Source organism: Citrobacter sp. LJND-P06, assembly GCF_058188415.1.
In genome coordinates this window covers 856,635-883,293 of record NZ_CP187317.1, presented here as the reverse complement: position 1 = coordinate 883,293, position 26,659 = coordinate 856,635, and the positions used below count along the sequence as shown (strand labels likewise).

General features: G+C 51.8%; 24 protein-coding genes. 10 read left to right on the top strand and 14 right to left on the bottom strand.

Features of this window, described 5'->3' with window-relative positions; genetic code table 11:
- Window positions 1-78: 78 nt before the first annotated feature.
- The 4 genes from thyA to rppH all read right to left on the bottom strand — a co-directional run bounded on the left by thyA (window position 79) and on the right by rppH (window position 4,827).
- On the bottom strand, window positions 79-873 hold the full coding sequence (thyA, locus tag ACO7SM_RS04230) for a thymidylate synthase (protein WP_301699444.1): 795 nt from the start codon (window positions 871-873) through the stop codon (window positions 79-81).
- A 6-nt stretch (window positions 874-879) separates the two neighbouring features.
- Window positions 880-1,755 (bottom strand): prolipoprotein diacylglyceryl transferase, encoded by an 876-nt coding sequence (gene lgt / locus ACO7SM_RS04225; protein WP_490469823.1) that lies wholly within the window; start codon window positions 1,753-1,755, stop codon window positions 880-882.
- A gap of 282 nt (window positions 1,756-2,037) precedes the next feature.
- A complete protein-coding gene (gene ptsP / locus ACO7SM_RS04220; RefSeq protein ID WP_490469822.1) occupies window positions 2,038-4,284 on the bottom strand; it encodes a phosphoenolpyruvate--protein phosphotransferase in 2,247 nt (748 codons plus the stop codon).
- Window positions 4,285-4,296: 12 nt separating this feature from the next.
- On the bottom strand, window positions 4,297-4,827 hold the full coding sequence (rppH, locus tag ACO7SM_RS04215; protein ID WP_162381426.1) for an RNA pyrophosphohydrolase: 531 nt from the start codon (window positions 4,825-4,827) through the stop codon (window positions 4,297-4,299).
- A 684-nt stretch (window positions 4,828-5,511) separates the two neighbouring features.
- On the opposite strand from rppH, the gene mutH reads away from it, so the two are divergent.
- From mutH to ACO7SM_RS04195, 4 genes are all read left to right on the top strand, one after another.
- Complete coding sequence (gene mutH / locus ACO7SM_RS04210) at window positions 5,512-6,207, top strand: DNA mismatch repair endonuclease MutH (RefSeq protein ID WP_490469821.1); 696 nt, start codon at window positions 5,512-5,514, stop codon at window positions 6,205-6,207.
- Window positions 6,208-6,282: 75 nt separating this feature from the next.
- Window positions 6,283-6,996, top strand: a complete 714-nt coding sequence (locus ACO7SM_RS04205; RefSeq protein WP_192613333.1) for a TerC family protein — start codon at window positions 6,283-6,285, stop codon at window positions 6,994-6,996.
- Window positions 6,997-7,140: 144 nt separating this feature from the next.
- On the top strand, window positions 7,141-7,359 hold the full coding sequence (ygdR, locus tag ACO7SM_RS04200) for a lipoprotein YgdR (RefSeq protein WP_490469820.1): 219 nt from the start codon (window positions 7,141-7,143) through the stop codon (window positions 7,357-7,359).
- 119 nt (window positions 7,360-7,478) lie between these two features.
- Window positions 7,479-8,519 (top strand): NADP(H)-dependent aldo-keto reductase, encoded by a 1,041-nt coding sequence (locus ACO7SM_RS04195; RefSeq protein WP_490469819.1) that lies wholly within the window; start codon window positions 7,479-7,481, stop codon window positions 8,517-8,519.
- A gap of 91 nt (window positions 8,520-8,610) precedes the next feature.
- Here ACO7SM_RS04195 and lplT read toward each other — a convergent pair whose 3' ends face one another.
- Both lplT and aas read right to left on the bottom strand, forming a co-directional pair.
- Window positions 8,611-9,804 carry a lysophospholipid transporter LplT gene (lplT, locus tag ACO7SM_RS04190; RefSeq protein WP_490469818.1) on the bottom strand — a complete coding sequence of 398 codons (1,194 nt, stop codon included), beginning with the start codon at window positions 9,802-9,804 and terminating at the stop codon, window positions 8,611-8,613.
- A complete protein-coding gene (gene aas / locus ACO7SM_RS04185; protein WP_490469817.1) occupies window positions 9,797-11,956 on the bottom strand; it encodes a bifunctional acyl-ACP--phospholipid O-acyltransferase/long-chain-fatty-acid--ACP ligase in 2,160 nt (719 codons plus the stop codon). The genes lplT and aas overlap by 8 nt, the downstream gene beginning before the upstream one ends.
- A 601-nt stretch (window positions 11,957-12,557) precedes the next feature.
- On the opposite strand from aas, the gene galR reads away from it, so the two are divergent.
- Window positions 12,558-13,595, top strand: a complete 1,038-nt coding sequence (gene galR, locus ACO7SM_RS04180; protein WP_490469816.1) for an HTH-type transcriptional regulator GalR — start codon at window positions 12,558-12,560, stop codon at window positions 13,593-13,595.
- A 4-nt stretch (window positions 13,596-13,599) separates the two neighbouring features.
- Window positions 13,600-14,616 carry a LacI family DNA-binding transcriptional regulator gene (locus ACO7SM_RS04175; protein ID WP_490469815.1) on the top strand — a complete coding sequence of 339 codons (1,017 nt, stop codon included), beginning with the start codon at window positions 13,600-13,602 and terminating at the stop codon, window positions 14,614-14,616.
- Here the strand turns inward: ACO7SM_RS04175 and lysA are convergent.
- A complete protein-coding gene (lysA, locus tag ACO7SM_RS04170; protein WP_490469814.1) occupies window positions 14,608-15,870 on the bottom strand; it encodes a diaminopimelate decarboxylase in 1,263 nt (420 codons plus the stop codon). The two genes, ACO7SM_RS04175 and lysA, sit on opposite strands and share 9 nt — an antisense overlap.
- A 119-nt stretch (window positions 15,871-15,989) precedes the next feature.
- On the opposite strand from lysA, the gene ACO7SM_RS04165 reads away from it, so the two are divergent.
- On the top strand, window positions 15,990-16,925 hold the full coding sequence (locus ACO7SM_RS04165) for a LysR family transcriptional regulator (RefSeq protein ID WP_490469813.1): 936 nt from the start codon (window positions 15,990-15,992) through the stop codon (window positions 16,923-16,925).
- On the opposite strand, the gene ACO7SM_RS04160 is transcribed toward ACO7SM_RS04165, so the two are convergent.
- The 5 genes from ACO7SM_RS04160 to ACO7SM_RS04140 all read right to left on the bottom strand — a co-directional run bounded on the left by ACO7SM_RS04160 (window position 16,897) and on the right by ACO7SM_RS04140 (window position 22,072).
- Entirely contained in the window at window positions 16,897-17,604 is a 708-nt protein-coding gene (locus ACO7SM_RS04160; RefSeq protein ID WP_490469812.1) for an aspartate/glutamate racemase, read from the bottom strand. The genes ACO7SM_RS04165 and ACO7SM_RS04160 overlap by 29 nt on opposite strands.
- Before the next feature lie 206 nt (window positions 17,605-17,810).
- Window positions 17,811-18,572: a 2-dehydro-3-deoxy-D-gluconate 5-dehydrogenase KduD gene (kduD, locus tag ACO7SM_RS04155; RefSeq protein WP_192613342.1), complete on the bottom strand. Its 762-nt coding sequence runs from the start codon at window positions 18,570-18,572 to the stop codon at window positions 17,811-17,813.
- Window positions 18,573-18,628: 56 nt separating this feature from the next.
- On the bottom strand, window positions 18,629-19,465 hold the full coding sequence (gene kduI, locus ACO7SM_RS04150) for a 5-dehydro-4-deoxy-D-glucuronate isomerase (RefSeq protein ID WP_490469811.1): 837 nt from the start codon (window positions 19,463-19,465) through the stop codon (window positions 18,629-18,631).
- A gap of 440 nt (window positions 19,466-19,905) precedes the next feature.
- Window positions 19,906-21,084 carry an acetyl-CoA C-acetyltransferase gene (locus ACO7SM_RS04145; protein WP_490469810.1) on the bottom strand — a complete coding sequence of 393 codons (1,179 nt, stop codon included), beginning with the start codon at window positions 21,082-21,084 and terminating at the stop codon, window positions 19,906-19,908.
- A 112-nt stretch (window positions 21,085-21,196) separates the two neighbouring features.
- On the bottom strand, window positions 21,197-22,072 hold the full coding sequence (locus tag ACO7SM_RS04140; protein WP_490469809.1) for a LysR family transcriptional regulator: 876 nt from the start codon (window positions 22,070-22,072) through the stop codon (window positions 21,197-21,199).
- A gap of 104 nt (window positions 22,073-22,176) precedes the next feature.
- On the opposite strand from ACO7SM_RS04140, the gene ACO7SM_RS04135 reads away from it, so the two are divergent.
- Both ACO7SM_RS04135 and ACO7SM_RS04130 read left to right on the top strand, forming a co-directional pair.
- Window positions 22,177-22,632 carry a multidrug/biocide efflux PACE transporter gene (locus tag ACO7SM_RS04135; RefSeq protein ID WP_490469808.1) on the top strand — a complete coding sequence of 152 codons (456 nt, stop codon included), beginning with the start codon at window positions 22,177-22,179 and terminating at the stop codon, window positions 22,630-22,632.
- Between the two features lie 142 nt (window positions 22,633-22,774).
- A complete protein-coding gene (locus tag ACO7SM_RS04130; protein WP_490469807.1) occupies window positions 22,775-24,004 on the top strand; it encodes an amino acid permease in 1,230 nt (409 codons plus the stop codon).
- A 64-nt stretch (window positions 24,005-24,068) separates the two neighbouring features.
- Here the strand turns inward: ACO7SM_RS04130 and ACO7SM_RS04125 are convergent, their stop codons facing one another.
- On the bottom strand, window positions 24,069-24,536 hold the full coding sequence (locus ACO7SM_RS04125) for a YqeJ family protein (RefSeq protein ID WP_490469806.1): 468 nt from the start codon (window positions 24,534-24,536) through the stop codon (window positions 24,069-24,071).
- Window positions 24,526-25,332 carry a winged helix-turn-helix domain-containing protein gene (locus ACO7SM_RS04120; protein ID WP_490469805.1) on the bottom strand — a complete coding sequence of 269 codons (807 nt, stop codon included), beginning with the start codon at window positions 25,330-25,332 and terminating at the stop codon, window positions 24,526-24,528. Before ACO7SM_RS04120 ends, ACO7SM_RS04125 begins: the two co-directional genes overlap by 11 nt.
- Window positions 25,333-25,942: 610 nt before the next feature.
- On the opposite strand from ACO7SM_RS04120, the gene ACO7SM_RS04115 reads away from it, so the two are divergent.
- Window positions 25,943-26,644, top strand: coding sequence for a helix-turn-helix transcriptional regulator (locus ACO7SM_RS04115; RefSeq protein WP_490469804.1), 702 nt, complete (start codon window positions 25,943-25,945; stop codon window positions 26,642-26,644).
- Window positions 26,645-26,659: the final 15 nt, after the last annotated feature.

The following is a 26,659-nucleotide window of genomic DNA, read 5'->3' as shown; positions in this document are numbered from 1 at the left end:
GGAATCCGCGTCGAACCAGGGAAATTAACGCAAAAAAAACCGACGCACGTTGGCGTCGGTTATGACAGAGTGAGCGCGTCAGATGGCAACCGGCGCTTTAATGCCCGGATGCGGATCGTAGCCTTCAATCTCGAAGTCGTCGAAACGATAATCGAAGAGAGAGTCCGGCTTACGTTTAATCACCAGCTTCGGCAACGCACGCGGTTCACGGCTCAGTTGCAAATGCGTCTGTTCCATGTGATTGCTGTACAAATGCGTGTCTCCGCCCGTCCAGACAAAGTCACCGACTTCAAGGTCGCATTGCTGCGCCATCATATGCACCAACAACGCATAGCTGGCGATGTTGAACGGAAGACCGAGGAAAACATCGCAGGAGCGTTGATAAAGCTGGCAAGAGAGCTTGCCATCCGCGACGTAAAACTGGAAGAAGGCATGGCACGGCGCCAGCGCCATTTTATCCAGTTCGCCCACGTTCCACGCAGAAACAATAATACGGCGGGAATCCGGGTCGTTTTTCAACTGGTTGAGCACGGTAGTGATTTGGTCGATATGGCGGCCATCTGGCGTTGGCCACGCCCGCCATTGTTTGCCGTAAACCGGCCCTAAATTACCGTTTTCATCAGCCCACTCGTCCCAGATTGAGACGTTGTTTTCATGCAGGTACGCAACGTTGGTGTCGCCCTGTAAGAACCACAGCAGTTCATGGATGATGGAGCGCAAATGGCAGCGTTTTGTCGTAACCAGCGGAAATCCTTCCTGCAGATTGAAACGCATCTGATGACCAAAAATGGACAGCGTTCCGGTACCTGTACGGTCGTTTTTCTGTGTGCCTTCATCCAGCACTTTTTGCATCAGTTCTAAATACTGTTTCATGGTTCCTCAGGAAACGTGTTGCTGTGGGCTGCGACGGTACGCCCAAACCATCATGATGATACCCGCGACAATCATTGGGATAGAGAGGATCTGCCCCATGCTGATGTACTGTACCCAGGCGCCGGTAAATTGCTGATCCGGTTGGCGGAAAAATTCAACGATGATACGAAACGCACCATAGCCAATCAGGAATAAGCCTGAAACGGATCCCATCGGGCGCGGTTTACGAATGAACAGGTTAAGGATGATAAACAGCACAATCCCTTCCAGCGCCATCTCATAAAGCTGGGAAGCATGACGCGGCAGCGCGCCGTAGGTATCGAAAATGGACTGCCACTGCGGGTTGGTTTGCAGCAGCAAAATATCTTCTGTACGGGATCCCGGGAACAACATGGCATACGGGAAGCTAGGGTCGACACGTCCCCACAGCTCACCGTTGATAAAGTTACCCAGACGCCCCGCGCCCAGACCAAACGGAATCAGCGGTGCAATAAAATCAGAAACCTGGAAGAAGCTGCGCTTCGTGCGTCTGGCGAAGATAATCATCACCAGAATCACGCCGATAAGACCGCCATGGAAGGACATACCGCCATCCCAGACGCGGAACAGATAGAGCGGATTCTCCAGGAACAGCGAGAAGTTATAGAACAGCACATAACCAATACGCCCGCCGAGGAAGACCCCAAGGAAGCCTGCATAGAGTAAGTTTTCAACTTCGTTTTTAGTCCAGCCACTACCAGGACGATTAGCACGGCGAGTCGCCAGCCACATCGCGAAGATAAACCCCACCAAATACATCATGCCGTACCAGTGAAGGGCGACGGGTCCAATTGAGAAAATGACCGGATCGAACTCCGGAAAATGCAGATAGCTACTGGTCATCTATCACCACAATTTCTTGTTATGTCGCTGAAATCAGACAGCGATTGATAAGCGCGCCTGAAGGTTACAGGCGCTCCAAAGGTGCGAATAATAGCACAAGGGGTGCATCGGAGATGCCGGGAAGATGTAAAAGATCTGTATAGGCTATCAATGACATACTCAGGAATGCCTGATGGCGCTGCGCATACCAGGCCGACAGATAAAGCGCAATCTATTGAGAATACCGCCGTTTGTCAGCCAGATAAGGCGATTTTCCCCCGATACCCCGAGACAGAACGCCTGTCACAGTCCCCCGCGAATTAAGCCTCCCATCCCGCGACGTTCCATAAATGCCGCCACCTGATGACGTACTTCGGTCGCCAGTTGCGCTTCCAGGCTACGTTGCGCAAGGGTTTGCGCTTCGTCAAACTCGATATGCCGCAACAGATATTTCACACGTGCGACTGAACGGCCGTTCATCGACAAATGCCGGAAGCCTAAACCGATCAGGATGACGACACACATGGGATCGCCCGCCATTTCGCCACACAGACGCAGATCGATACCGTTTTTTTCCGCTTCCTGGGCGATCATCGCCAACGCGCGCAGCATCCCTGGATGCAGACTGTCATAAATACTGGCCACCCGGGTGTTGTTACGATCGACCGCCAGAATATACTGGGTTAAATCGTTGGTTCCCACCGAGATAAAGTCGACCCGATTCGCCAGGTGCGGCAGCATGAACACCATTGAAGGCACTTCCAGCATGATGCCAATGCGCGGTTTCGGGATCGCGTAACCGATCATCTCTTCCACTTCGCGTCCGGCACGTTCAATCAGGCGGCGCGCTTCATCCACTTCATCAATGCTGGTCACCATCGGCAACAAAATGCTTAAATTTCCGGTCGCCGCATTGGCACGCAGCATGGCGCGAACCTGGATCAAAAAGATCTCAGGTTGATCGAGCGTTATGCGGATCCCACGCCAGCCCAGACACGGATTTTCTTCGCTGATCGGCATGTAGGGCAATTGCTTATCCGCTCCGACATCCAGCGTACGCAGCGTCACCGGTTTGTCGTTGAACATTTGCAGCATGCCCTGATACTGCGCAACCTGCTCTTCTTCCGAGGGAAAACCGCTTTGCAACATGAAGGGGATTTCGGTGCGATAAAGCCCAATGCCGTCGATCCGGGCGCCCAGTTTTTCTTCATGTTCCGGACTCAGACCGGCGTTGAGCATGACCTTCACCCGCTCGCCGCTTTTCAGTTGCGCGGGCTGATTGACGTCATCTTCCGCCAGGCGGCTCAGTTCGATCTCTTCACTGATAAGGCGCTGATATTCCTGAATCAATACCGGTTCAGGATCCACCAACAATTCACCGCGATAACCATCAACCACCAGCGTACGACGGTGCAAAACTGACGGTTGAATATCCGCGCCCATGACGGTCGGAATACCGAGCGCACGCACCATTATCGCCGCATGAGAGTTGGCAGCGCCGTCACGCACGACGACGCCTACCAGTCTGTCCTGGGGCAGTTCTGCCAGCGTCGTCGCGGAAAGTTCGTCGGCCACCAGTACAAAGCGTTCAGGCCAGGCGTTGGGGCCCTGAATGGAATCATCGAGATGGAACAGCAGTCGCTGACCCAGCGCACGTAAATCGCCAGCGCGTTCCTGGAGATATACATCGGTTAGTGCGGCAAACTGTTCGGCGAACTTTTCGATGATCTTTTTGACGGCCCACTCGGCGACCGATCCATTGTCGACCTCGGCGAACAGCTCCCGACGCAGTCGGGCATCCGAAAGCAGATGCGAGTAAAGATCAAAGATAGCCGCCGTCTCTTTCTGCGCACCGGCGGCGAAACGCTTGCTGTAACGGCGGAATTCATTTGCCGCTTCTTCGAGCGCCCCGGTCAGTCGTTCTCGCTCAAGCGCGGCATCCAGCGTCGAGGCTTCATAGACCTGCTCCATCAGCGGCAACGTGGCATCCTGCCAGCCTTCAGCAATCGCCACCCCAGGTGCGGCGGGCAGCGCGCGAATTCGCGTCTGTCGGTATTGACCAAACAGCGCGGTGAGCTGGGACTGGGAAAGAATGGCTGCCATTTGTGTGGCGAGCGTCACCAGGAAAGACTCTTCGCTTTCATCGTACTGGCGCAGCTCACGCTGCTGTACGACCAGCACGCCTAAAAGCTGCCGACGCTGAATGATCGGCACACCTAAAAACGCTCGGAAGCGCTCTTCTTTCACGGAAGGAATATATTTAAAACTGGGGTGTTTTTGCGCATCTGCAAGGTTGATAGGCTCTGCCAGCCTACCGACCAGGCCGACGATACCTTCATCAAACGCGAGCGCGACTGTGCGACCACGCGGTTTTTTTAGCCCCCGGGTCGCCATCAGGTAATAACAACGTCGGTCATGGTCGGCGAGATATACCGAACAGACCTCTGTGTCCATCGCAAGACAGATGTCAGTGACCAGAATATTCAGCGCCTCATTGAGACGCGGGGCACTGGCCACCTTTTCGACTATTTCTCGCAGGCGGGTGAGCATAATTTGCGTGGCTTAACCTCTTTTACGTCGATAAGCAGGTGCACTTTGCGGCTTAGGGGTACTTTCCTGAAGCGCCATCACAACACTTGCGAACTCTTTCATCACCCTGCGGTAGACATCGCGTTTAAATGACACCACCTGTCGAACCGGATACCAGTAGCTCACCCAGCGCCAACCATCGAACTCAGGAGTGCTGCTGGTTTGCATATTGATTTCCGCGTCACCGCTCATCAGTTGCAGTAGAAACCATTTCTGTTTCTGGCCGATACACACCGGCTTCGTATCCCAACGCACCAAACGTTTCGGTAACTTGTAACGCAACCAGTTGCGAGTAGATGCAAGGATCCGCACATCTTTGCGGCTTAACCCTACCTCTTCAAACAGTTCCCGGTACATCGCCTGTTCTGCTGATTCTCCTGGATTGATTCCACCTTGCGGGAATTGCCAGGAGTGCTGACCAAACCGCCGGGCCCACATAACCTGCCCCTGACGATTACAAATTACGATCCCTACATTTGGGCGGTAGCCATCGTCATCAATCACCGGACTACCTCAACATAAACCTTATATATGAACGATTGTTTCACACTACAGGGAGACGGTAAACCACTCTCTTAGCCGTACACATTTCTAATAACAATTGAATAACTCACAGTTAAGGACAGAGTTATAAACAGAGGAAGGGGCCTGAAGGCGATTTTATTCACTTTTTCTGTGGATATAGTTGTGAAGAAGTATGGAATTACCACGGGAAAACTGGGAACAATCTGAACATAGCTCTGGAACTCGTTAAAAAATAGCCGCGTATATTCATTGAGTTAACGGTCATATTCGCAACTCAAACCACAGAATCGTGATGGGTGTCACATCCAGGATCATCGGGCTGATGAAAGATCGACCAGCGTCGGTTTTATCCACAGATTGTGCCAATAAGTTAGGCACAATTTGTGTGAAAATTCGATTTTCGTCTCACGTCAAGGCTGTAAATTGAAACAGTAGTGAGGGTTTTGCACAGTTATCCCATCTTTCTGTGGATAACATGGTGTAAGATCCTGTTTACTTTCAGTGACCAGAATTGGAAAACTCATTTCTCTGTTGCGCAACTCGTCGATCAGAAAACTAAAAATCAATATAAATCATGAGATTGAACATAGCGTGTGGAAAAAGATAAACTCTGGTCACACGGTATAAAATCATTGCTCATTTTTTCACCTAAAGGATAACCCGATGTCCGGACTCCACCCATTACTTTCACCGCCTGAATCGGAGGCTCTGTTGCTGGCTCAGGCACAGCGACTTTCAGGCTACACATTGGGTGAACTGGCGGCACTGGCAGGGATCGTGACGCCAAAGGATCTGAAACGGGACAAAGGCTGGATCGGTGTGCTGCTGGAGATTTGGCTTGGTGCCAGCGCAGGCAGTAAGCCAGAGCAAGATTTCGCGGAATTAGGCGTGGAACTGAAAACCATCCCGGTGGACAGTCTGGGGCGACCTCTTGAAACCACTTTCGTTTGTGTTGCGCCACTGACTGGAAACAGCGGCGTAACATGGGAGACAAGCCACGTCCGCCACAAGTTAAAGCGGGTGCTGTGGATACCCGTTGAGGGTGAGAGATCCATCCCTCTGGCAGAGCGTCGCGTCGGTTCGCCACTACTCTGGAGCCCAAATGAAGAAGAAGAGCAGCAGTTACGTCTCGACTGGGAAGAGTTAATGGACATGATCGTACTGGGCCAGGTTGAGCGGATCACCGCCCGCCATGGCGAATTTTTACAACTGCGACCAAAGGCCGCCAACGCGAAAGCGCTGACAGAGGCTATTGGCGCGCAGGGCCAGCTAATCCTGACGTTACCGCGTGGTTTCTACCTGAAAAAAAGCTTCACTCGCCCACTTCTGGAGCGCCATTTTTTAATACAGCGTGATTAGGCACGCCCTGGCCTTTCCCCTGCCGCGTTAGACGCATATAATCACCGCTTCATTTTTTTTGCAGGACTTTGTTCGATGTTATTTGCATGGGTATCCGATCCTAACGCCTGGCTTGCGCTCGGTACGCTGACGATTCTGGAGATCGTTCTCGGGATCGACAACATCATTTTCCTTTCTCTGGTCGTCGCAAAACTCCCGACAGCGCAACGCAGTCACGCCCGTCGTCTTGGGCTGGCGGGTGCCATGTTGATGCGTTTAGGTTTACTGGCGTCAATTTCTTGGGTAATCAGTCTGACTAATCCGCTGTTTGAGGTGATGGGGCAAGCCATTTCCGCACGCGATCTCATTCTGTTTCTGGGGGGCTTGTTCCTTATCTGGAAAGCCAGCAAAGAGATCCATGAATCGATCGAGGGTGAAGAGGAGGGGCTTAAAACACGCGTGAGTTCCTTCCTGGGCGCCATTGTGCAGATCATGATGCTGGACATTATCTTTAGTCTGGATTCGGTGATAACCGCAGTAGGCCTTTCCGATCATCTGTTCATTATGATGACGGCGGTCGTTATTTCTGTTGGTGTGATGATGTTCGCCGCGCGCTCAATCGGTGATTTTGTCGATCGTCACCCTTCGGTAAAAATGCTGGCGCTCGCCTTCCTGATTCTGGTGGGCTTCACCTTGATTCTGGAAAGCTTCGAGATACATGTGCCGAAAGGGTACATTTATTTCGCCATGTTCTTCTCTATTGCCGTAGAGACGCTGAACCTGCTGCGCAATAAAAAGAATCCTCTCTGATTGACCCCTTCGCTCCTCTTTCGAGGAGCGAAGACTCACTTCCCTCTCCGATCCTCACAGTTTCAGATTTTCCTGCTTTCGCCAGGCATAACTTCGCGTTATTACTAGACTATTATCAGACTCAAGCCACGCGAGGATAAATGGATGAAAAAATGGGCAGTAGTAATTTCCGCTGTAGGACTGGCTTTTGCTGTATCTGGATGTAGCAGTGATTATGTCATGGCAACGAAAGATGGCCGCATGATCCTGACCGACGGCAAACCCGAAATTGATGACGATACCGGTCTGGTGAGCTATCACGATCAGCAAGGCAACTCCATGCAAATTAACCGTGATGATGTCTCCCAAATTATCGAGCGCTAACATACCTCCCCAAGATTGAGGTCAGCCTCCTGCTGGCCTTTAGAATTTTCGCTTCCCCTTTTCCCTTCCCTCTGCCATTTTTATAGTCCTTATGTCGTAATAATAAAAAGGAAACGGCTATGCAATATCACCGTATACCCCACAGCTCGCTTGAAATAAGTACACTGGGGCTGGGCACAATGACGTTTGGTGAACAAAATAGCGAAGCCGACGCACATGCACAGCTCGACTATGCCGTGGCTAACGGCATCAATTTGATTGACGTTGCCGAAATGTATCCGGTGCCGCCTCGCCCGGAAACCCAAGGATTAACAGAAACTTACGTAGGTAACTGGCTCGCCAGACACGGCAACCGCGAGAAGCTTATCGTCGCCACCAAAGTCAGCGGCCCAGCGCGTAACAATGACAACAGCATCCGCCCCCATCAGGCACTGGATCGTAAAAATATCCGCGAAGCGCTGCACGATAGCCTCAAGCGTCTACAGACCGATTATATCGATTTATACCAGGTTCACTGGCCGCAGCGCCCGACCAACTGCTTCGGAAAACTGGGTTATAGCTGGACAGATTCCGCGCCGGTAATTTCACTGCTTGATACGCTGGAAGCGCTGACCGAATTCCAGCGGGCGGGCAAAATTCGCTATATCGGCGTTTCCAACGAAACGGCCTTCGGCGTGATGCGTTATCTGCATCTGGCGGATAAACACAATTTGCCGCGCATCGTCACCATCCAGAATCCTTACAGCCTGATCAACCGCAGCTTTGAAGTCGGCCTGGCGGAAGTCAGTCAGTACGAAGGGGTGGAATTGCTGGCGTATTCCTGTCTGGGGTTTGGGACGCTGAGCGGAAAATATCTGAATGGCGCAAAACCGGCTGGCGCACGTCATACACTGTTTAGTCGCTTTACGCGCTACAGCGGCGAGCAGACGCAAAAAGCCGTCGCGGCGTATGTCGATATTGCAAAACGCCATAATCTCGATCCGGCGCAAATGGCGCTGGCCTTTGTCCGTCGTCAGCCGTTTGTCGCCAGCACTCTGCTCGGCGCAACGACGCTGGAACAGTTAAAAACTAACGTGGAAAGTCTGCATCTGGAATTAACCGAAGAGGTGCTGGCAGAGATTGAAGCGGTGCATCAGGTTTATACCTACCCGGCACCGTAATGGAAAAAGCCTGATGGCGTTACGCTGTTCGGGCCCACAACACGCATGATGCGTTGGCCGGGTATGGCAAAGCCGCTACCCGGCACACACATTACTGGCGGCGTTGCCAGATCCACAGCGCCGTTATCGCAAACGCAAATAGCGCCCCAAATCCGATACCAATCGCAACCGCCGGAATCCCCACCAGAACCGCTAGCGAGTAGATGCCCAGCATCAGCAGCATCGCGCTGTTTTCGCCCAGATTCTGCACGGCGATGGCATTCCCTGCGCCAACGCTTTTTTTACCGCGTTCTTGTAATAACGCATTGAGCGGAACCACAAAAAAGCCACCCAGTACGCCAATCAGCATCAGTAAAGCATAAGCCGGGAGCAGCGCGTGCTGGAGTGAGAAAATCAGTACCACCACGCCAATCAGAATCCCTGCTGGCATACAGCGTGCCACAGATTCCAGCGTGACCAGTTTTGCCGCCGCACCTGCGCCAACCACAATCCCAATCGCCACCATCGCATTCAGATAGGTCGGGGTGGCGTTATCGGTGATCCCCAGCGCCACAGGCACCCATAGCACCAACAGAAAACGCAGCGTAACCCCAGCCCCCCAAAAGAGACTGGTGCCAACCAGAGAGAATCGCGTTTCGCCATTGCGCCACAGTGAGATACAGGCGCGGAAAAAGCTACGCGCCATCTTGCCCAGGTGCCAGGATTGCCCCGGACGCGCGGCAGCCAGTTTAGGAATAAAGACATTCGCCGCCACCGCGCCGCCATACGCCAGGACACACGCCACCAGCGCGGCAATCACGTGCCAGTCTGCCAGCACGCCGCCAGCAACAGAACCCAATAAGATAGCCGCAATGGTCGAGGCTTCCATCAGGCCGTTGGCTTTCACTAACTTGTCGCCCGTGGTCAGCTCGCCGAGGATGCCGTATTTCGCCGGAGAGTAAGCCGCGGCACCAATCCCGACCAGCGTATAACCCACAAACGGGTTAAACCCGAAGCAGATACTGGCGGCGCCCAGCAGTTTGAGGCCATTGGCGAACATCATGACCCGACCTTTGGCAAAACTGTCCGCGACCTGCCCGACAAAAGGAGCAAACAGAATGTAAGCGCCCACAAACACCATTTGCAGGATCGGCTGACTCCAGTCCGGATAAAACTGCGCTTTCAACAGCGCCAGCGTGGCAAAGAGCAGCGCGTTATCGCCAAACGCAGAGAGAAACTGCGCGACAATAACGGACATCATCCCTTTCGACCAAATTGAAGTGTTAGTGTGCACTGACTCACTCATTATGTTTTTCCGGTTCATCCACCCAGCTTTTCAGCGTCACAAAATCGGGCTTGCCGCTGCCAAGAAGCGGAAGTTGTTTCAGGTAACGAATATCCCGCGGGACAGCCAGTTCAGGAATGCCGTGAGCGCGGGCATACTGCAGCAGTTTTTCACGCGTAAGCTCGCTATCGGTCGTGAAAAGAACCAGTGCTTCCCCTTTGCTGGCGTCGCTCTTGATGGCGGTGGCGTGCATTTTTTCAGCCGACACGCCCTGCGCCAGTTGTTCCACCATTTCTAGTGAGACCATCTCGCCTGCAATTTTAGCAAAGCGTTTGGCGCGGCCCTGAATTTTCACAAAACCATTTTCATCAATGCGCACTATATCGCCGGTGTCATACCAGCCGCGTTCTGTCTCACCCTGCGCATTTTCAGCGGTGGGGACTTCAAGCACGCCCGGTTTTTCGACCCGCAAATATCCGCTCATGATGTTGGGCCCTTTAAGTTGCAGACGACCGCCCTCTTCAATGCCAGGAACTGCAAGCAAACGCGCATCCATTCCGGGTAGGATCCGGCCAACCGTGCCCGGTTTTGCCGCCATCGGAACGTTAATCGAGACGACGGGGGCACATTCGGTGACGCCGTACCCTTCCAGGATACGCAGGCCAAATTTGTCCTGCCAAAGTTGTTTGGTGCTGTCCTGCAGTTTTTCCGCGCCCGCCACGACATAGCGCAGACGGTAGAAGTCATACGGATTGGCAAAACGCGCGTAGTTACCGAGGAACGTTGAGGTGCCAAACAGGACGGTGCAGTTACGGTCGTAGACCAGCTCCGGCACGATGCGATAATGCAGCGGGCTGGGATAGAGGAACACTTCCGCACCGGTCAGCAACGGCGTGAACAATCCGACCGTCAGTCCAAATGAGTGGAACAGCGGCAATGCAGACATAAAACGGTCATTGGCGGTGAAGTCCGCAATGGTTTTGATCTGCTCCACGTTTGCCAGCAAACTCTTATGGCTGTGTACCACCCCTTTCGGGTGCCCCTCAGATCCCGAGGTAAAGAGGATCATCGCGGCATCTTCAGGCTGCTGTTTCACCTGTGCGAGACGTGGCATCAGTAGATGGGCAAAAATCCACACTTTATCGGCAGTGGTGACATCCGCTTTGAGATCTTCCAGATACACCCAACGAACCTGCGTCAGTTGCTCAGGAAGATGCCAGAGTTTGCCTTTATCAAGGAACTGGCGGGAAGTAAAAATGGTTTTGATTTCAGCGGCGGTAATCGCGCTGGTCAGCCCTTTGACGCCTGCCGTGTAGTTCATCATCGCCGGAATACGGCGACGCGCAACCGCACCAAAAATCACCGCCGCGCTGATGCCCGCGTTTGGCAGCATCAGGCCAATCTTCTCACCTTCGACGCTGTATTTTTCCAGAATACGGCCAACAAACAGCGTCTTAGTGAGCAGTTTACGATAGGTATCCGGCGTGAAGTTGACATCTTCAATGCAGTTTTTGCCCGCACCGTAGCGATACTGAGCCGTCAGGAGCGACTCAAACAGAGTTTCACGCGGTCGCACGGCCATGCGCGCTTCCATCATGATTTGATGCAGCATCTCCCCTGCCAGCTTTCGGCGATCGCGCGCACGCGGCGCTTCTGGCATCGGTAAGTGCGTCGGCGGCAGGATGTGCAGGCGAATTTGCGGGAAAAAGCGCTGCTTCACCAGACCTTTCAGGCGGCTAAAACGCGTTAACTCGGCGCCTTCGATCCGGATAGGAACCACCGTCGCCCCCGATTTCGCCGCCACAAACCCGGCGCCATCGTAGATTTTCATCAACGAACCGCTCGTCGTAATACGCCCTTCCGGGAAGATAACGACCGGGCGTCCCTGCTCAACCAGACGTACCAGATGTTTAATGGCCATCGGTTTGGTGGGATCAAGCGGAACAAAATCAATCAGCGGCGTGAGCCAACGCATATACCACTGCTGGCTGATAGAGGAGTAGACCGCAAAGACAGGGCGAACCGGTAAAAATAGCGCAAGCAATATGCCATCAATAAAAGAAACATGATTTGGGGTGATTAAAACACGCTGTCCCTGCAACGCTCCGGCATCCCCCGTGACGCGTACGCGGTACAGCACGCGGAACAGGTTACGAAAAAATCCAAATAGCATTACCACTCCCTTTGTCCATCAATTGGGTAAAAATGAGTGGAGGCAGATTACACGAGATGAGCAGTGGGGGCGACAGTGAGCATAAAACAGAGGCAAAAAAAAACCTGCGCATCTGCGCAGGTTGGTGCAAGAGACAGGGTACGAAGTGCGTACCGAATAATCTCACCAATCAATACCTCTGGGATCTTGATTGTGGTCTCCACACTGGATGTGTGCCAGTGCGAAAACGCAAAGGAATGAACGCAAATGCAACGAGTTGTGTAAATTATGAGTTACTGTTTACAGATTGCGTCGGGGCAAAAAAAAACCTGCGCATCTGCGCAGGTTGGTGTAATTCTTGTGATCAACCCGAAAGCTGATTTCACCTATCAATACCTCTGGGATCTCGACTCTATCAATTCGCGCTAATTCCTCACCAGCGAACATTCGAAACAGCCTTTAGCAAAGTGTAACCAAAGGTTTGCATTCTCTATTTTCTGTCTTACTTCAGTGGTGTGCGCTCACATTTGCGAGGTCAGGATGGGCAATCTGCTTGAATAGCCCCTCTTTTTCCGTAACACTGGCAGGATGTAAGCGTTTGCCCCCAATAGGTACAAGTGTCATGGCGACCATAAAGGATGTGGCCCGACTGGCTGGTGTTTCAGTCGCCACCGTTTCTCGCGTGATCAATGATTCCCCAAAAGCCAGTGAGGCGTCTCGTCTTGCAGTGACTAGCGCGATGGAATCTCTCAGTTATCACCCCAATGCCAATGCCCGCGCTCTTGCCCAGCAATCGACAGAGACGGTCGGTCTGGTGGTGGGTGATGTTTCCGATCCTTTTTTTGGCGCGATGGTAAAAGCCGTTGAGCAAGTGGCCTATCACACCGGTAATTTTTTGCTGATTGGCAACGGCTACCACAACGAACACAAAGAGCGTCAGGCGATAGAACAGCTGATCCGCCACCGCTGCGCCGCACTGGTTGTTCACGCCAAAATGCTCCCGGATGCCGAGCTGGCCTCGCTTATGAAGCAAATTCCCGGCATGGTATTGATCAACCGGATCCTGTCTGGATTTGAGAAACGCTGTGTTGCCCTGGACGATCGCTATGGCGCCTGGCTTGCCACTCGCCATCTTATTCAGCAAGGACACACCCGAATCGGCTATCTGTGTTCAAACCACACTATTTCGGACGCGGAAGATCGCCTGCAAGGTTACTACGACGCGCTGGCTGAGAGTCAACTGCCGTGTAACGACAGGCTGGTGACCTTTGGCGAACCCGACGAAAGCGGGGGCGAACATGCCATGACGGAGCTGTTAGGTCGTGGACGAAACTTCACCGCAGTCGCCTGTTATAACGACTCCATGGCGGCGGGTGCCATGGGGGTATTAAATGATAACGGCATCGACGTCCCGTCGAAGATTTCCCTGATTGGCTTCGATGACGTTCTGGTTTCCCGCTATGTGCGCCCACGATTAACCACCGTTCGTTATCCTATTGTGACGATGGCCACGCAGGCAGCGGAGCTGGCGCTCGCGTTGGCGGAAAAGCGTCCTGTGCCGGACATCACTCATGTGTTTAGCCCTACTCTGGTTCGTCGACACTCTGTTTCGACGCCGGCGGAGTCAGGGAATCCTTCGTCAAACGAATCACCGGAATAGCGTCATGACAACAATGCTGGATGTTTCACGTCGTGCGGGCGTATCAAAGGCGACTGTTTCTCGCGTACTGAACGGAACGGGACAGGTAAAAGAGAGCACGCGGCAAAAAGTCTTTAACGCGATGGAAGCCCTGGATTATCGCCCCAACTTTTTAGCGCGATCGCTGGCAAACCGTACCAGTAACAGCATTGGTCTGGTGGTGTCGACGTTTGACGGATTCTACTTCGGTCGACTGTTGCAACAAGCCTCGCGCCAGACGGAATCTCACGGTAAGCAACTGATCGTCACCGACGGCCACGATACGCCGGAGCGCGAGCAGGAAGCCGTTCAGATGCTTGCCGACAGGCAATGTGACGCCATCATTCTCTATACCCGCTATATGAGCGAAAAGGCGATCATGGCGCTAATCAATACGATCGCCATGCCGCTGGTGGTTATCAATCGCGACGTCAGCCTGGCACGGGATCGCGCCGTCTTTTTCGAACAGGAAGATGCGGCTTTTCAGGTCGTGGATTATCTGATCTCGCAGGGCCATCGCGATATCGCCTGTATTACCGTTCCCATCCACACGCCGACCGGAAAATCCCGCTTAATGGGGTATCGTAAAGCGCTGGAGAAAAACGGCATTGCCTGGGATCCGGCAAAGGTAAAATACGGGGACTCCAGCATGATGCGTGGCTACGATGCATGCCGCGAATTGCTCGATGAAGGTGTGACGTTTAGCGCTCTTTTCGCCTGTAACGACGATATGGCGTTAGGCGCATCAAAAGCGCTGCATCAGGCTGGGCTTCGAATCCCACAGGATATTTCACTGTTTGGTTTTGACGATGCCCCCAGCGCAAAATGGCTTGAGCCGGGGCTTTCTACGGTCTATCTGCCCATTGATAATATGATAACCACCGCTATCGATCAGGCCATACGCCTGGTCAGCGGCAAGGTGCTGGAGCCCATCCCTCCCTTTACGGGAACTCTGGTGCTCCGCGATTCCGTCACCACCGGGCCGTATTACAAATCAGAATAACTCCAGCGCCAACAGCTCTTCGATAGTCTGACGACGGCGAATCAGTGTTGCTTCGCCGTTATCAAACAGCACTTCCGGCAGCAGTGGACGACTGTTGTAGTTTGAGGACATGGATGCGCCATACGCCCCCGTATCGTGCAGCACCAGATAATCACCGGGAGCCACCGCCGGTAACGCGCGGGTTTCCACTTTTCCGCCTTCCTGTTGGGTAAACACATCGCCTGATTCGCACAGCGGGCCCGCAACAACGGTATCCACTCGCGGCGCCGTTTCCAGTGAGCGGCCATCTGCCGCCAGGGCGCTGATACGATGATAGCTACCGTACATGGCCGGGCGCATAAGATCGTTAAAACCGGCATCCACTAACACAAAGTGTCGGCTACCCATCTGTTTTACGCTGCGCACCTGCGTCACCAGGACACCGGATTGCGCGACCAGAAAGCGCCCTGGTTCAATTTCCAGCGCCACGTGATGCCCAAGGTGACGCGCAATTTGCTCACGCGCGGCATTCCACAACCCGTAATAGTGCTGCGTATCAACGGATTCTTCGTCGTCTCGGTAAGGAATCGACAATCCACCGCCTGCGGAAATCGCCTCCAGATCCTGACCACATTCGATAACCTGACGCACCATCGCGCCGCACACCTGTTCCAGGTGACCGTAGTCAACGCCAGAACCGATATGCATATGAATACCCACGAGTTTAAGCTGGTGACGTTGGATAACCTCCAGCGCCGCAGGCAGATCGGTATGCCAGATACCGTGCTTACTGTTTTCGCCGCCGGTGTTGGTTTTTTGGCTATGACCATGACCAAATCCAGGATTCACACGCAGCCAGACCCGATGCCCGGGAGAAACCTGGCCGAGTTGATCCAGCATGTCCACAGACCCGGCATTGACCGGGATACGCAACTCGCTCACGCGGGCGATGGTGGCGGCGTCAATCACATCGGCGGTGAATACAATGTCATCCGGATGCGTTTGCGGGTTGTACCCTGCCGCCAGCGCGCGCTCGATCTCGCCCAACGAGACGGAGTCAACTTTTACCCCTTGCTCACGCATCAAGCGCAAAATATGGATGTTCGAGCAGGCTTTCTGCGCGAAACGCACCACATCAAACTGTTGCAGAGCGGCTATCTGGCGGCGAATAACCTGCGCGTCATACACCCAGACCGGGCAACCAAACTCAGCCGGTAAGTGAAGCAAATTCTCAGCGTTAAGCGAGGTTTCTGTGCAGTTCAGCGAATGTGGCATAGCGGGCTCCGGGCAAGATATTTTTTATGATTACGCCACAGCCTGAAGAGAATAAAAAATATCGTTTTATCCCGACTCTATGCAAAAATGATATGGATTACCCCCATTAAGGAAAAACGATGCCCGCCGTGAATCTTCGTCATATTGAAATCTTCCATGCGGTGATGACTGCCGGGAATCTGACCGAGGCGGCGGTGCTGCTGCATACCTCGCAGCCGACCGTCAGCCGGGAACTGGCGCGGTTCGAAAAAGTGCTGGGATTAAAACTCTTTGAACGAACTCGCGGGCGACTACACCCAACGGTACAAGGGCTGCGACTGTTCGAGGAAGTGCAGCGTTCCTGGTATGGGCTGGATCGCATTGTGAGCGCGGCGGAAAGTTTACGTGAATTCCGCCAGGGGGAGCTGTCGGTCGTCTGTCTGCCGGTGTTCTCGCAATCCTTTTTACCGGCGCTGTTGCAGCCTTTTCTTGCCCGTTACCCGGATGTCAGCCTGAACATTGTGCCGCAGGAATCGCCGTTGCTGGAAGAGTGGCTTTCCGCACAGCGCCACGATCTCGGCCTGACAGAAACCCTGCATGCGCCTGCGGGGACTGAACGCACCGCGTTACTCACGCGAAATGAAGTGTGCGTTCTGCCGTCAGGTCATCCACTTGCGGCAAAGTCCGTGCTGACGCCGAACGATTTTCAGGGGGAAAATTACATTAGCCTGTCGCGCACAGACAGTTACCGTCAGTTGCTGGATACGCTGTTCAATGAGCATCAGGTTAAGCGCCGGATGGTCATCGAAACCCACAGCGCCGCCTCGGTCTGCGCAATGGTGCGCGCGGGAGCCGGGATCTCCGTCGTCAACCCGTTTACCGCCCTGGATTATGCGGCAAGCGGCGTTACCGTGCGGCGTTTCAGTATCGACGTCCCCTTTACCGTCAGCCTGATCCGCCCCTTACACCGCCCATCGTCCGCACTGGTAGACGCTTTCAGTGAACATCTACAAGCTTCATTGCCGCGCCTTATCGACCCGCTGGACGCTATTCTTTCGCAGACGACGAAAGCATAAACTCCACCGCATCTGCGGCATGAATTGCAGCGGTATCAAACACCGGGAGCGCGCTGTCCGCTTCCGGAACCAGCAAGCCAATCTCGGTGCAGCCAAAAATGACGCCCTGCGCGCCTTGCGCCGCCAGGCTCTCGATCACCTGTAGATAATAATGGCGTGACCGTGCGGAAAACTCGCCAAGACACAGCTCATCGAAAATAATTTGGTTAATTTTGCCACGCGCATCCGCTTGTGGAACCAGGGTTTCAATCGCAAACTGCTGCGCCAGTCGCCCCCGGTAGAAATCCTGCTCCATGGTATAGCGCGTTCCCAACAGGGCCACGCGCGTCATATTTTGGCGGGTAATGGCGCGCCCCGTCGCATCGGCAATGTGCAAAAACGGTAACCGGCAACGCGTTTCAATGGCATCTGCCACTTTATGCATCGTATTGGTACACAGCACGATCCCTTCAGCGCCCGCCTGCTCAAGACCCAACGCCGCCTGTGTCAGAATATCGCCCGCTTTATCCCACTCGCCGCGGCTTTGGCACGCTTCAATTTCATGAAAATCAACGCTATGTAGCAACAGGCTCGCAGAGTGCAAACCGCCCAGACGTTGCTTAATGCCTTCGTTGATTAAACGGTAGTAGGGAATGGTAGATTCCCAGCTCATGCCGCCCAGCAAACCAATCGTTTTCATTGCGCACTCCTTCGTTGAAAGCTGATTGCAGTGAAACAAAGTTATGTTCAAGTTTCCAGTTCAATTGCGATGCGGTGAGAATCTGAGAATGTCAGGCCAGCGAAAAAACGAAGAGAAGAACAGAAGAAGGGAAGAAGGGAAGAAGGGAAAAGGAGAGGAAAATGCCCGACCCGCGTTCGCAGTATCGGGCATTTACGGTTGGCGAATTAACGCGCCAGCCAACCGCCGTCAACAGCCACGGTATAGCCGTTGATGTAGTCAGACGCGCTGGAGGCCAGGAACACAATCGGCCCCATCAGATCGCTCGGCAGACCCCAACGACCCGCCGGGATACGCTCAAGAATCGCCGCGCTGCGCTCTTCATCAGCACGCAGTTGCTGCGTGTTGTTAGTCGCCATATAGCCCGGTGCAATCGCGTTCACGTTGATGTTGTGCTTCGCCCACTCGTTCGCCATCAGACGGGTTACGCCCATAACGCCGCTTTTTGATGCGGTGTAAGACGGAACGCGGATGCCGCCCTGGAAGGAGAGCATAGACGCGATGTTGATGATTTTGCCGCCGTTGCCCTGAGCAATAAAGTGCTTCGCCGCTGCCTGAGACATGAAGAACACGCTCTTGATGTTCAGGTTCATTACGTCGTCCCAGTCTTTTTCACTGAAGTCGATTGCATCTTCACGACGAATCAGGCCCGCGTTGTTGACCAGAATATCGATATGACCAAATTCTGCCACCGCACGTTCCAGCAGAGCCGGGATACCGTCGATCTGACGCAAATCAGCGGTCAGACTTAAAAAGCGACGACCCAGCGCGGTAACGCGTTCAATCGTTTCTGTTGGTTCAACGATGTTAATCCCGACAATGTCGCAGCCCGCTTCTGCCAGACCCAGCGCCATACCCTGACCAAGACCGGTATCACAACCCGTAACGACCGCGACTTTACCTTCGAGAGAAAATGCATTCAGAATCATTGTAAACCCTTAATTTTTTAGTACCTGTCACGGACAGGCATCATTGCCGTTCGCGACTAGCGCAGATCTTTAACTGCGACGTGGTCCATGTCATCAAAGACCTGGTTTTCGCCTACCATGCCCCAGATGAATGTGTACGCTTTGGTGCCCACACCGGAGTGAATAGACCAGCTCGGCGAGATCACCGCCTGCTCGTTGTGCATCACGATATGACGCGTTTCCTGCGGCTGCCCCATCATGTGGAAAACACAGGTGTCTTCGTCCATGTTGAAATAGAAGTACACTTCCATACGGCGTTCATGGGTATGGCACGGCATGGTATTCCACAGGTTGCCTGGCGCCAGCTCAGTCAGCCCCATGCTCAACTGGCAGGTTTCCAGAACATCCGGAACGAAATATTTGTTGATGGTGCGACGGTTGCTGGTGAGGTCGTCGCCTAAAGTGACCGGAGCCACATCGGCTGGCGTCACTTTCCTGGTTGGGTAAGCGGTGTGTGCCGGTGCGCAGTTGTAGTAGAACTTCGCCGGTTTTGCGGTATCTACGCTGGCAAAAACTACTTCTTTCGCGCCTTTACCCACATACAGCGCATCGCGATGACCAATTTCATAGCACTGGCCGTCAACGGTAATCGTGCCCGGGCCGCCAATGTTGATCACGCCTAATTCGCGACGTTCCAGGAAGTAGGTCACGCCCAGTTGCTTACCAACTTCACCGCCGACCGACACTGATTTCGCCACCGGCATAATACCGCCGACGATAATGCGATCGATGTGGCTGTAAACCATGGTGTATTCGTCAGCCACAAACACGCTTTCAACTAAAAACTCATTGCGCAGTTCCTGGGTGTCCAGCGTTTTCGCGTGCGCACTGTGGATACTTTGTCTTACGTCCATATTTACCTCCAATGATAAATCGACCGTGAATTCCTGAACGGAGAGCAAAACGCTGTTCCGTTTTACCTAATGAAGCCATGATAGCCCTCCGCGAATCTGTTTTCAATTATAAATAAAACAACGTTTCATTTTTTCGGTGATTATTGTCAAAAATGCAGACCCGATCACGGTCAGGCACAGCGCTGAAAAAACATGAAAAATAATTTGTTTAAAAACAAAATGATATATGGAAAATTGAGATTATTACCCGGCAGAGAGGCGATGTGCAGAAAACGGAATGGAAATGAAGAGGCGGTTATGACGCGTTTTATCATCAAGTTGCGTCATGAATCACAAATATTAAAACGCTGTTTTGATAAATTATTCTTTGTTCGAGTGTTTCTGTAACTGGTCTTGCCCTCCGTGTGGAGGGCTTTTTTATGCAAGCGGCAAGCTGATGATCAGTCTCTCTCGATAGCCAATGCCACGCCCTGCCCGCCACCGATACATAACGTTGCCAGCCCTTTACGCGCTTTACGTTTAAGCATTTCATGCACCAGCGAAACTAAGATTCGACAGCCTGAAGCGCCAATAGGATGGCCGAGAGCAATGGCGCCGCCGTTGACGTTCACCCGACGTTCATCCCACTCCAGCATTTTTCCGACCGAAAGCGCCTGAGCGGCAAACGCTTCGTTGGCTTCGATGAGATCCACATCGGCAAGCTGCCAGCCAACCCGCTCCAGACAGCGGCGAGTGGCATAAACGGGGGCGATTCCCATCAGCGCCGGGTCGACGCCAACGCTGGCAAAAGCACGAATACGCGCCAGAATGGGTAAATTCAACGCCTGCGCTTTGGCTTCACTCATCATCATCACGGCGGCAGCGCCATCGTTAATTGACGAGGCATTTCCTGCCGTGACCGATCCCAGAAGATCGAACGTGGGATCGAGCCTGGCCAGCCCTTCGGCGCTGGCATCGGTTCTCGGCTGTTCGTCCGTATCAATCACCCTTGGTTGTCCATTGCGCTGAGTGATAACAGGCACGATCTCATCTTTAAAGCGACCCGCATCAATGGCCGCACGCGCTTTTTGCTGAGAGCTGAGCGCATAGGCATCCTGCAACTCGCGGCTGATCCCGTATTCCCGCGCCAGATTTTCAGCGGTCACGCCCATGTGGTAATCGTTGAACGCATCCCACAAACCGTCGTGAACCAGGCTGTCGACCAGTTGGCTGTTGCCCAGTTGTGCTCCGGTACGGCTGTCGGTGAGGACATGCGGCGCGCGGCTCATGTTTTCTTGTCCGCCCGCAATCACAATATCCGCCTCACCGCACTGGATGGCCTGGGTCGCCAGATGCAACGCTTTTAGCCCTGAGCCACATACATCGTTGATGGTGATAGCGGAAACCGTATTCGGCAACCCGCCTTTGATGGCGGACTGACGAGCAGGATTCTGCCCTGCTCCTGCTGTGAGAACCTGACCGAGGATAACTTCATCGATGGCATGTACATCAACACCCGTGCGCGCCAGCAACGCTTTGACGACCACGCTGCCAAGCTCAACGGCAGAATGACGCGACAACGCTCCCTGGAAGCAGCCAATGGGAGTCCGTAATGCCCCAACTATCACAACCTCTTTCATTACCACCTCTGCGCAAAATAACACCGCAATAGTAGAGGATTGTTAAAATATTGTTGTCATGAATGTTTAAAAAAAGTGAGTTTTATCACAAAGGAAATTCGTATTGATGTGGCTACGTCGCGACACGCCCCTGTTGTAAATGGTATCGGAGCCAGCTTCCCGCAGCACCTGGAGGGGATTTCTTATTCCAGAGGAGGTCGATTGAGATAGCCCTGGGCCAGCCAGGCACATCCAGTTGAACCAACGGTTTCTCAGCGGCAAATTCTTCGACCAGCGCACAGGGTAGCGCGCACCAGCCGAATCCCTGTACCGCCATACTGAGCAATAATAAATAGTTAGGCGCAGACCAGACCGGCCCTCTCGCCACGTTGGCGCCGCTTTCAAAATAGGTATTCAGTCGCAGCTCACGCCAGGTATGCAGTTGATCCCAGGAGACTTTTTCCTGCGTTGCCAGCGGGTGCGTCGCGGCGGCATACAGTCCCATCCAGGTTTGCATCGGCAACCGCGTGACGCCCATATCCGTAGGGTAGTCGTCACGGGCCTCTATCAACCCCACCTGCGCGCGCCCTTTTTGCAGCAGATCGATGACATCTTCATCTTCACCGATCAGGCATTCAAACTCGGTATGCGGAAATTGCCGATCAAACTGCACCATCAGCTCTTCGAGAACATCCGGATGCAGAGTGTCGGAAAGGACAAAGGTCAGGCGCGCTTCCGTTTCGCCGGACAGCGACAATGCCACTTCATCCAGCCGGTCGCTCGCCGACAAAATAGCCTGTACATAACTGAGCACCCGTTTTCCCTCTTCCGTCAGCACCGGTTGCCGCGACGTTCGGTCAAACAGCGAAAAGCCAAGATCGGCCTCCAGATGCGCTATCGCCGTACTGATGGTGGACTGGCTTTTACGCAGCCGCCGCGCCGCCGCAGAAAAGGAACCGCAGGAGACGGTTTCGACAAATGCCGTTAATGCTTCAGGAGAGTAGCGCATGAACTATCTACTTTATCGATGGATACTATCTTTTAGATATCACATTAAGCGATAAAATGCGCAGGAATCCACATTATTCCGAACATAAAAGAAGGTTTCACGCTATGCAACACGATGCTGTACAACGCCGCTCCTTACCTGAGCGTATTTTTCATGCCGTCTGCTTTGAAGGCATCGCAACGGCTATTCTCGCCCCAACAACAGCATGGTTGATGCAGCGCTCCGTTCTCGAAATGGGCGGCCTCACCGTGCTGCTGGCAACCACCGCGATGATCTGGAATATCATCTATAACGCGCTGTTTGACCGTTTTTGGCCCGCACATCTGGTCAAACGTACCGCCAAAGTCCGCGCCTTTCATGCCCTGGGATTTGAAAGCGGCTTTATCGTGATTGGGGTGAGTATTGTGGCGTATGTGCTGAGTGTGAGTCTGCTACAAGCATTCACACTGGAAATCGGTTTCTTCCTGTTCTTCCTGCCCTACACCATGCTCTACAACTGGGTCTACGATACGTTGCGCCATCGCGTTGTCAAACATCGCCAGCAGCGCGTTACTGCCTGATAACTCACTAATTTGCCGGAGTCGCTGTGATTCCGGCATTTTATCTGTTCGCTCCCTCTATGTATAAGCCTCCCTCAATAACCCCTGTTTATGGTAAATTGTGCTTCTTTTTTGTTTATTTTATAGTTGATACGTTCAGATAATGTCGAAAATTTGGTCAAAAGAAGAGACTCTCTGGAGTTTCGCGTTATATGGAACTGCCGTAGGTGCAGGAACCCTCTTCCTCCCCATACAGTTGGGTTCAGCGGGGGCGATTGTTCTGTTTATCACCGCGCTGGTCGCCTGGCCTTTGACTTACTGGCCGCACAAAGCGCTGTGTCAGTTCATCCTCTCTTCTAAAACTTCAGCAGGAGAAGGGATCACCGGCGCGGTCACACACTACTACGGTAAAAAAATCGGTAGCCTGATAACCACGCTGTACTTTATTGCCTTCTTTGTGGTCGTGCTAATTTATGCCGTGGCGATCACCAACTCGCTCACCGAACAGGTGGCAAAACACCTGCAGGTAGATCTCCGCATCCGTATGCTGGTCAGTCTGGGTGTGGTGGTGACGCTGAACCTGATTTTCCTGATGGGACGCCATGCCACGCTTCGTGTGATGGGATTTCTGGTGTTTCCGCTCATCGCGTACTTTCTGTTTCTTTCGTTCTATCTGACCGGAAGCTGGCAGCCCTCTTTATTGACCAGCCAGATGTCGTTCGACAAGCACACGCTTCATCAGGTATGGATATCTATTCCAGTGATGGTTTTCGCTTTTAGCCATACGCCGATTATTTCCACGTTTGCCATCGACAGACGTGAAAAATATGGCGAGCAGGCCATGGGTAAATGCAAAAAAATCATGAAGGTCGCCTACCTGATTATCAGCCTGAGCGTGCTGTTTTTCGTCTTCAGTTGTCTGCTCTCTATTCCACCCGCTTACATCGAAGCGGCAAAACATGAGGGCGTAACCATTCTGTCTGCGCTGTCGATGATGCAAAATGCCCCCGCCTGGCTGTCTATTTCCGGGATCATTGTCGCCGTTGTCGCCATGTCGAAGTCATTCCTCGGCACCTATTTTGGCGTGATCGAAGGGGCAACCGAGGTGGTGAAAACTGGCTTGCAACAGGTTGGCGTGAAGAAAAGCCGCGCCTTTCATCGCGCGCTTTCCATTATGCTGGTTTCGGTGATCACCTTTATTGTCTGCTGCATTAACCCAAATGCAATCTCAATGATTTACGCGATAAGCGGCCCGCTCATCGCCATGATTTTGTTCATCATGCCGACGCTGTCGACCTATCTGATCCCAACGCTAAAACCCTACCGCTCATTGAGTAATCTGCTCACCCTGATTGTCGGCCTGCTCTGCGTTTCCGTGATGTTTTTTGGCTAACAACCCTTTTAACGGCTCCTCCATCTGAAAGGGGGGGAGCCGTTAAATCTCCCTTCATTTCTCGTTAATTCGCATCCATACAGAGCAACGACGGCGAACCCACGGTGGTAAACGCCCAACCTTCCCGATACTTGTTAATCAACAGCGAAAATGAAACACCACTCGCTAAATAAAATGCGGGGAGTGCTTTGTACTCAACCGTGTCTTTTAGGTTGTCGGAAGGGAACTGAACAATCCTGCTGCTGGTAAGAATATAGTGTTTACGTATTTTCTCATAGGCGAAGTAAATAACACGACTGACTTTATAACGTTGTGAGTCAGATGTTTTCAATATCCCGGTAAGGGTAATGATCCCCTGACGGTTATGCATTTGATAAGAAATATCGCCTGAGAATACCTCATGATCAATATCCCAGACCGCATAACCACTGCAATCTATTCTTGGGTTAGTTTTCTTTGAATACCATATGCTTCCCCCTGTGGCCAGAGAGACTAATGCAACAATAGCGAACAATAGTATTTTAGTTTTCATTATTAATCGAATAGTAAGTTGTACATTTGGTAGAAGTCTTTTTCCTGACGTCCTGTGGGCATATCACGGCAGCAATATTTTTGGCACTATCCATTCCAGAAAGAAAGATATAATTATGCTCCCGGCATAATTCTTTATGCTTTCGAACAAACTGCAAGTACTGATTTTTCAGCGCATCATCCCCCTTCTGAAATACAGTACAGGCGGATAATTTATCCGTAGCTAAAATAGCATACGACGATAACAAGGATTTCTGGTGAAGAGGAAAAACACCGAGTACCCCACCGATAATAGCGACCAACAGCGATAAAGAAAGAAACAGGCCAGACGGAGGAAAACGGAACGGCAGTGTTTTCGGTTTATTCTGCCCATCAGCCACCGATTCAACAACAGGAACTTCAACCGGTGGCGTTAAAGCTGTTTCTGCCAGGGGTGTTTGTGCTACCTCGTGAACCTGAATATCCGCTGAAATCATTAGCCCACGGCGAGCAATTGTTTTGATTATGTCGCGGGGTAAACCCATGCCTTCTAATGCGTTTCTGAGAATAAGAATGGTTTGATAAAACGTATTTGCCGATGTCACACTGTTCTTCTCCCCCCACCCCGCAGCGATAAGTTCTTTCTGCGAAACGACGCTCCCATTATTCATTATTAGACATAAGAGAATCAGGCTCGCAGGCGTTTGTAGGGTAACCACTTCATCTGTAACACTATTTGAAAGTGTACGTTCGCCAGTGTGAAAGTAAACCTGGTGATTAATAGTGTAATATCCAGCATATTTTAACACGGCAGGCACGTACCCCTTTTTGTATTGATGTCGTGAATGTAATGCTACAAAATTCTTATATTGAGATCACTATAAATATCTTCCAATGCGGTAAGCATCAAAAAACATGACTAAAAATAGTTATAAATCAAACGCTTTAATTTTTACTAAGATCACTTTTTCTTAGCTAAGATACTTTTTGATGAATATTCACTCTTCCCTGGATATTATTACGACAAGACTAAAAACCGAACAAACAGATAAATTGCTCTTTATCTAACTCAATAGTCGCGTTACAAACTAACGGTTAAAATTAACAAAATTACAACCTTTAACTATTGATGCCATTTAGAGATAAATCTCATACATTTTTTTAATATAAGTATTCCTGGTACCATAGATAAAAATCCTGGTCGACCCGTACATGCGTTACGAGCTTGTGCCTTTCTCTCGACTGGATGTGCAAATGCAAACAAGCATTCAATTATTTTTTGAAAAATCAAAAAATACGATCAGTAAGAAAAGTCGTAATTTTTGATATTTAAATGTTTTCACGACAGAAACACGGCATGTTGTGGAGTATTGACAGGTTTAAAAACGGATGAAATTATGAAATTATCTACGGATAGGGAGGTTCTTTATGGGGCTGGATGTTAAATTAAAAAACATTACCTGCAGCAGTTGTACTTTACGTTGTAATATCATGCCAGAGAAATCACCGCGATTACAGTACTGCACCAATGCATGTTTTTGCATGTGGCCAGAACAAAGTATTTATTTTAATCGTGGGATCATGGATGGTATTTTAAATAACAATCACAACGCCAGATTAAGTGGCTATATCTTCGTGGATTTTTCGATTAGCTATCTGCGACTGTTTCTGAATACGGAATGGATCGAGTATCTCGCCAGTACCGGGATGGGGATAATTTTGGTCAGCGATCGAAATATGCAGTCGTTAGCAAACTATTGGCGAAAAAATCACACTGCCGTGTCGGCTGTCATCTACCATGACGACGGACTGGAGATCGCCAACGAAAAAATACGGCAAGTTTTCATTGGCCGTTATTTGTCTTTTTCGAAAGGGAATACACTCACGCAGATGGAATTTACCATTATGGGAAATATGGTGTCAGGGAAAAACCCACATCAAATAGCTCAAGCGTTAAATACGGATATACGCAGTGTGTATGCTTATAAGCAACGAATCGAAAAAAGAATGGGGGGAAAAATAAATACGCTATTTATTCATTCGCTGCCTATTGCAAAGGGGAAATCGCCCTTTCCGATGGTAAAGAAAGAATTTGATAGCTCGCTAATTCATTGGCAAAGACATCGGTAACACAACAAGGAACAG

What these genes read in the sequence shown, in the direction of transcription:
- thyA (WP_301699444.1), bottom strand. Translation starts at nt 873, where the DNA reads ATGAAACAGTATTTAGAACTGATGCAAAAAGTGCTGGATGAAGGCACA.
- lgt (WP_490469823.1), bottom strand. Translation starts at nt 1,755, where the DNA reads ATGACCAGTAGCTATCTGCATTTTCCGGAGTTCGATCCGGTCATTTTC.
- ptsP (WP_490469822.1), bottom strand. Translation starts at nt 4,284, where the DNA reads ATGCTCACCCGCCTGCGAGAAATAGTCGAAAAGGTGGCCAGTGCCCCG.
- mutH (WP_490469821.1), top strand. Translation starts at nt 5,512, where the DNA reads ATGTCCGGACTCCACCCATTACTTTCACCGCCTGAATCGGAGGCTCTG.
- ACO7SM_RS04205 (WP_192613333.1), top strand. Translation starts at nt 6,283, where the DNA reads ATGTTATTTGCATGGGTATCCGATCCTAACGCCTGGCTTGCGCTCGGT.
- ygdR (WP_490469820.1), top strand. Translation starts at nt 7,141, where the DNA reads ATGAAAAAATGGGCAGTAGTAATTTCCGCTGTAGGACTGGCTTTTGCT.
- ACO7SM_RS04195 (WP_490469819.1), top strand. Translation starts at nt 7,479, where the DNA reads ATGCAATATCACCGTATACCCCACAGCTCGCTTGAAATAAGTACACTG.
- lplT (WP_490469818.1), bottom strand. Translation starts at nt 9,804, where the DNA reads ATGAGTGAGTCAGTGCACACTAACACTTCAATTTGGTCGAAAGGGATG.
- aas (WP_490469817.1), bottom strand. Translation starts at nt 11,956, where the DNA reads ATGCTATTTGGATTTTTTCGTAACCTGTTCCGCGTGCTGTACCGCGTA.
- galR (WP_490469816.1), top strand. Translation starts at nt 12,558, where the DNA reads ATGGCGACCATAAAGGATGTGGCCCGACTGGCTGGTGTTTCAGTCGCC.
- ACO7SM_RS04175 (WP_490469815.1), top strand. Translation starts at nt 13,600, where the DNA reads ATGACAACAATGCTGGATGTTTCACGTCGTGCGGGCGTATCAAAGGCG.
- lysA (WP_490469814.1), bottom strand. Translation starts at nt 15,870, where the DNA reads ATGCCACATTCGCTGAACTGCACAGAAACCTCGCTTAACGCTGAGAAT.
- ACO7SM_RS04165 (WP_490469813.1), top strand. Translation starts at nt 15,990, where the DNA reads ATGCCCGCCGTGAATCTTCGTCATATTGAAATCTTCCATGCGGTGATG.
- ACO7SM_RS04160 (WP_490469812.1), bottom strand. Translation starts at nt 17,604, where the DNA reads ATGAAAACGATTGGTTTGCTGGGCGGCATGAGCTGGGAATCTACCATT.
- kduD (WP_192613342.1), bottom strand. Translation starts at nt 18,572, where the DNA reads ATGATTCTGAATGCATTTTCTCTCGAAGGTAAAGTCGCGGTCGTTACG.
- kduI (WP_490469811.1), bottom strand. Translation starts at nt 19,465, where the DNA reads ATGGACGTAAGACAAAGTATCCACAGTGCGCACGCGAAAACGCTGGAC.
- ACO7SM_RS04145 (WP_490469810.1), bottom strand. Translation starts at nt 21,084, where the DNA reads ATGAAAGAGGTTGTGATAGTTGGGGCATTACGGACTCCCATTGGCTGC.
- ACO7SM_RS04140 (WP_490469809.1), bottom strand. Translation starts at nt 22,072, where the DNA reads ATGCGCTACTCTCCTGAAGCATTAACGGCATTTGTCGAAACCGTCTCC.
- ACO7SM_RS04135 (WP_490469808.1), top strand. Translation starts at nt 22,177, where the DNA reads ATGCAACACGATGCTGTACAACGCCGCTCCTTACCTGAGCGTATTTTT.
- ACO7SM_RS04130 (WP_490469807.1), top strand. Translation starts at nt 22,775, where the DNA reads ATGTCGAAAATTTGGTCAAAAGAAGAGACTCTCTGGAGTTTCGCGTTA.
- ACO7SM_RS04125 (WP_490469806.1), bottom strand. Translation starts at nt 24,536, where the DNA reads ATGAAAACTAAAATACTATTGTTCGCTATTGTTGCATTAGTCTCTCTG.
- ACO7SM_RS04115 (WP_490469804.1), top strand. Translation starts at nt 25,943, where the DNA reads ATGGGGCTGGATGTTAAATTAAAAAACATTACCTGCAGCAGTTGTACT.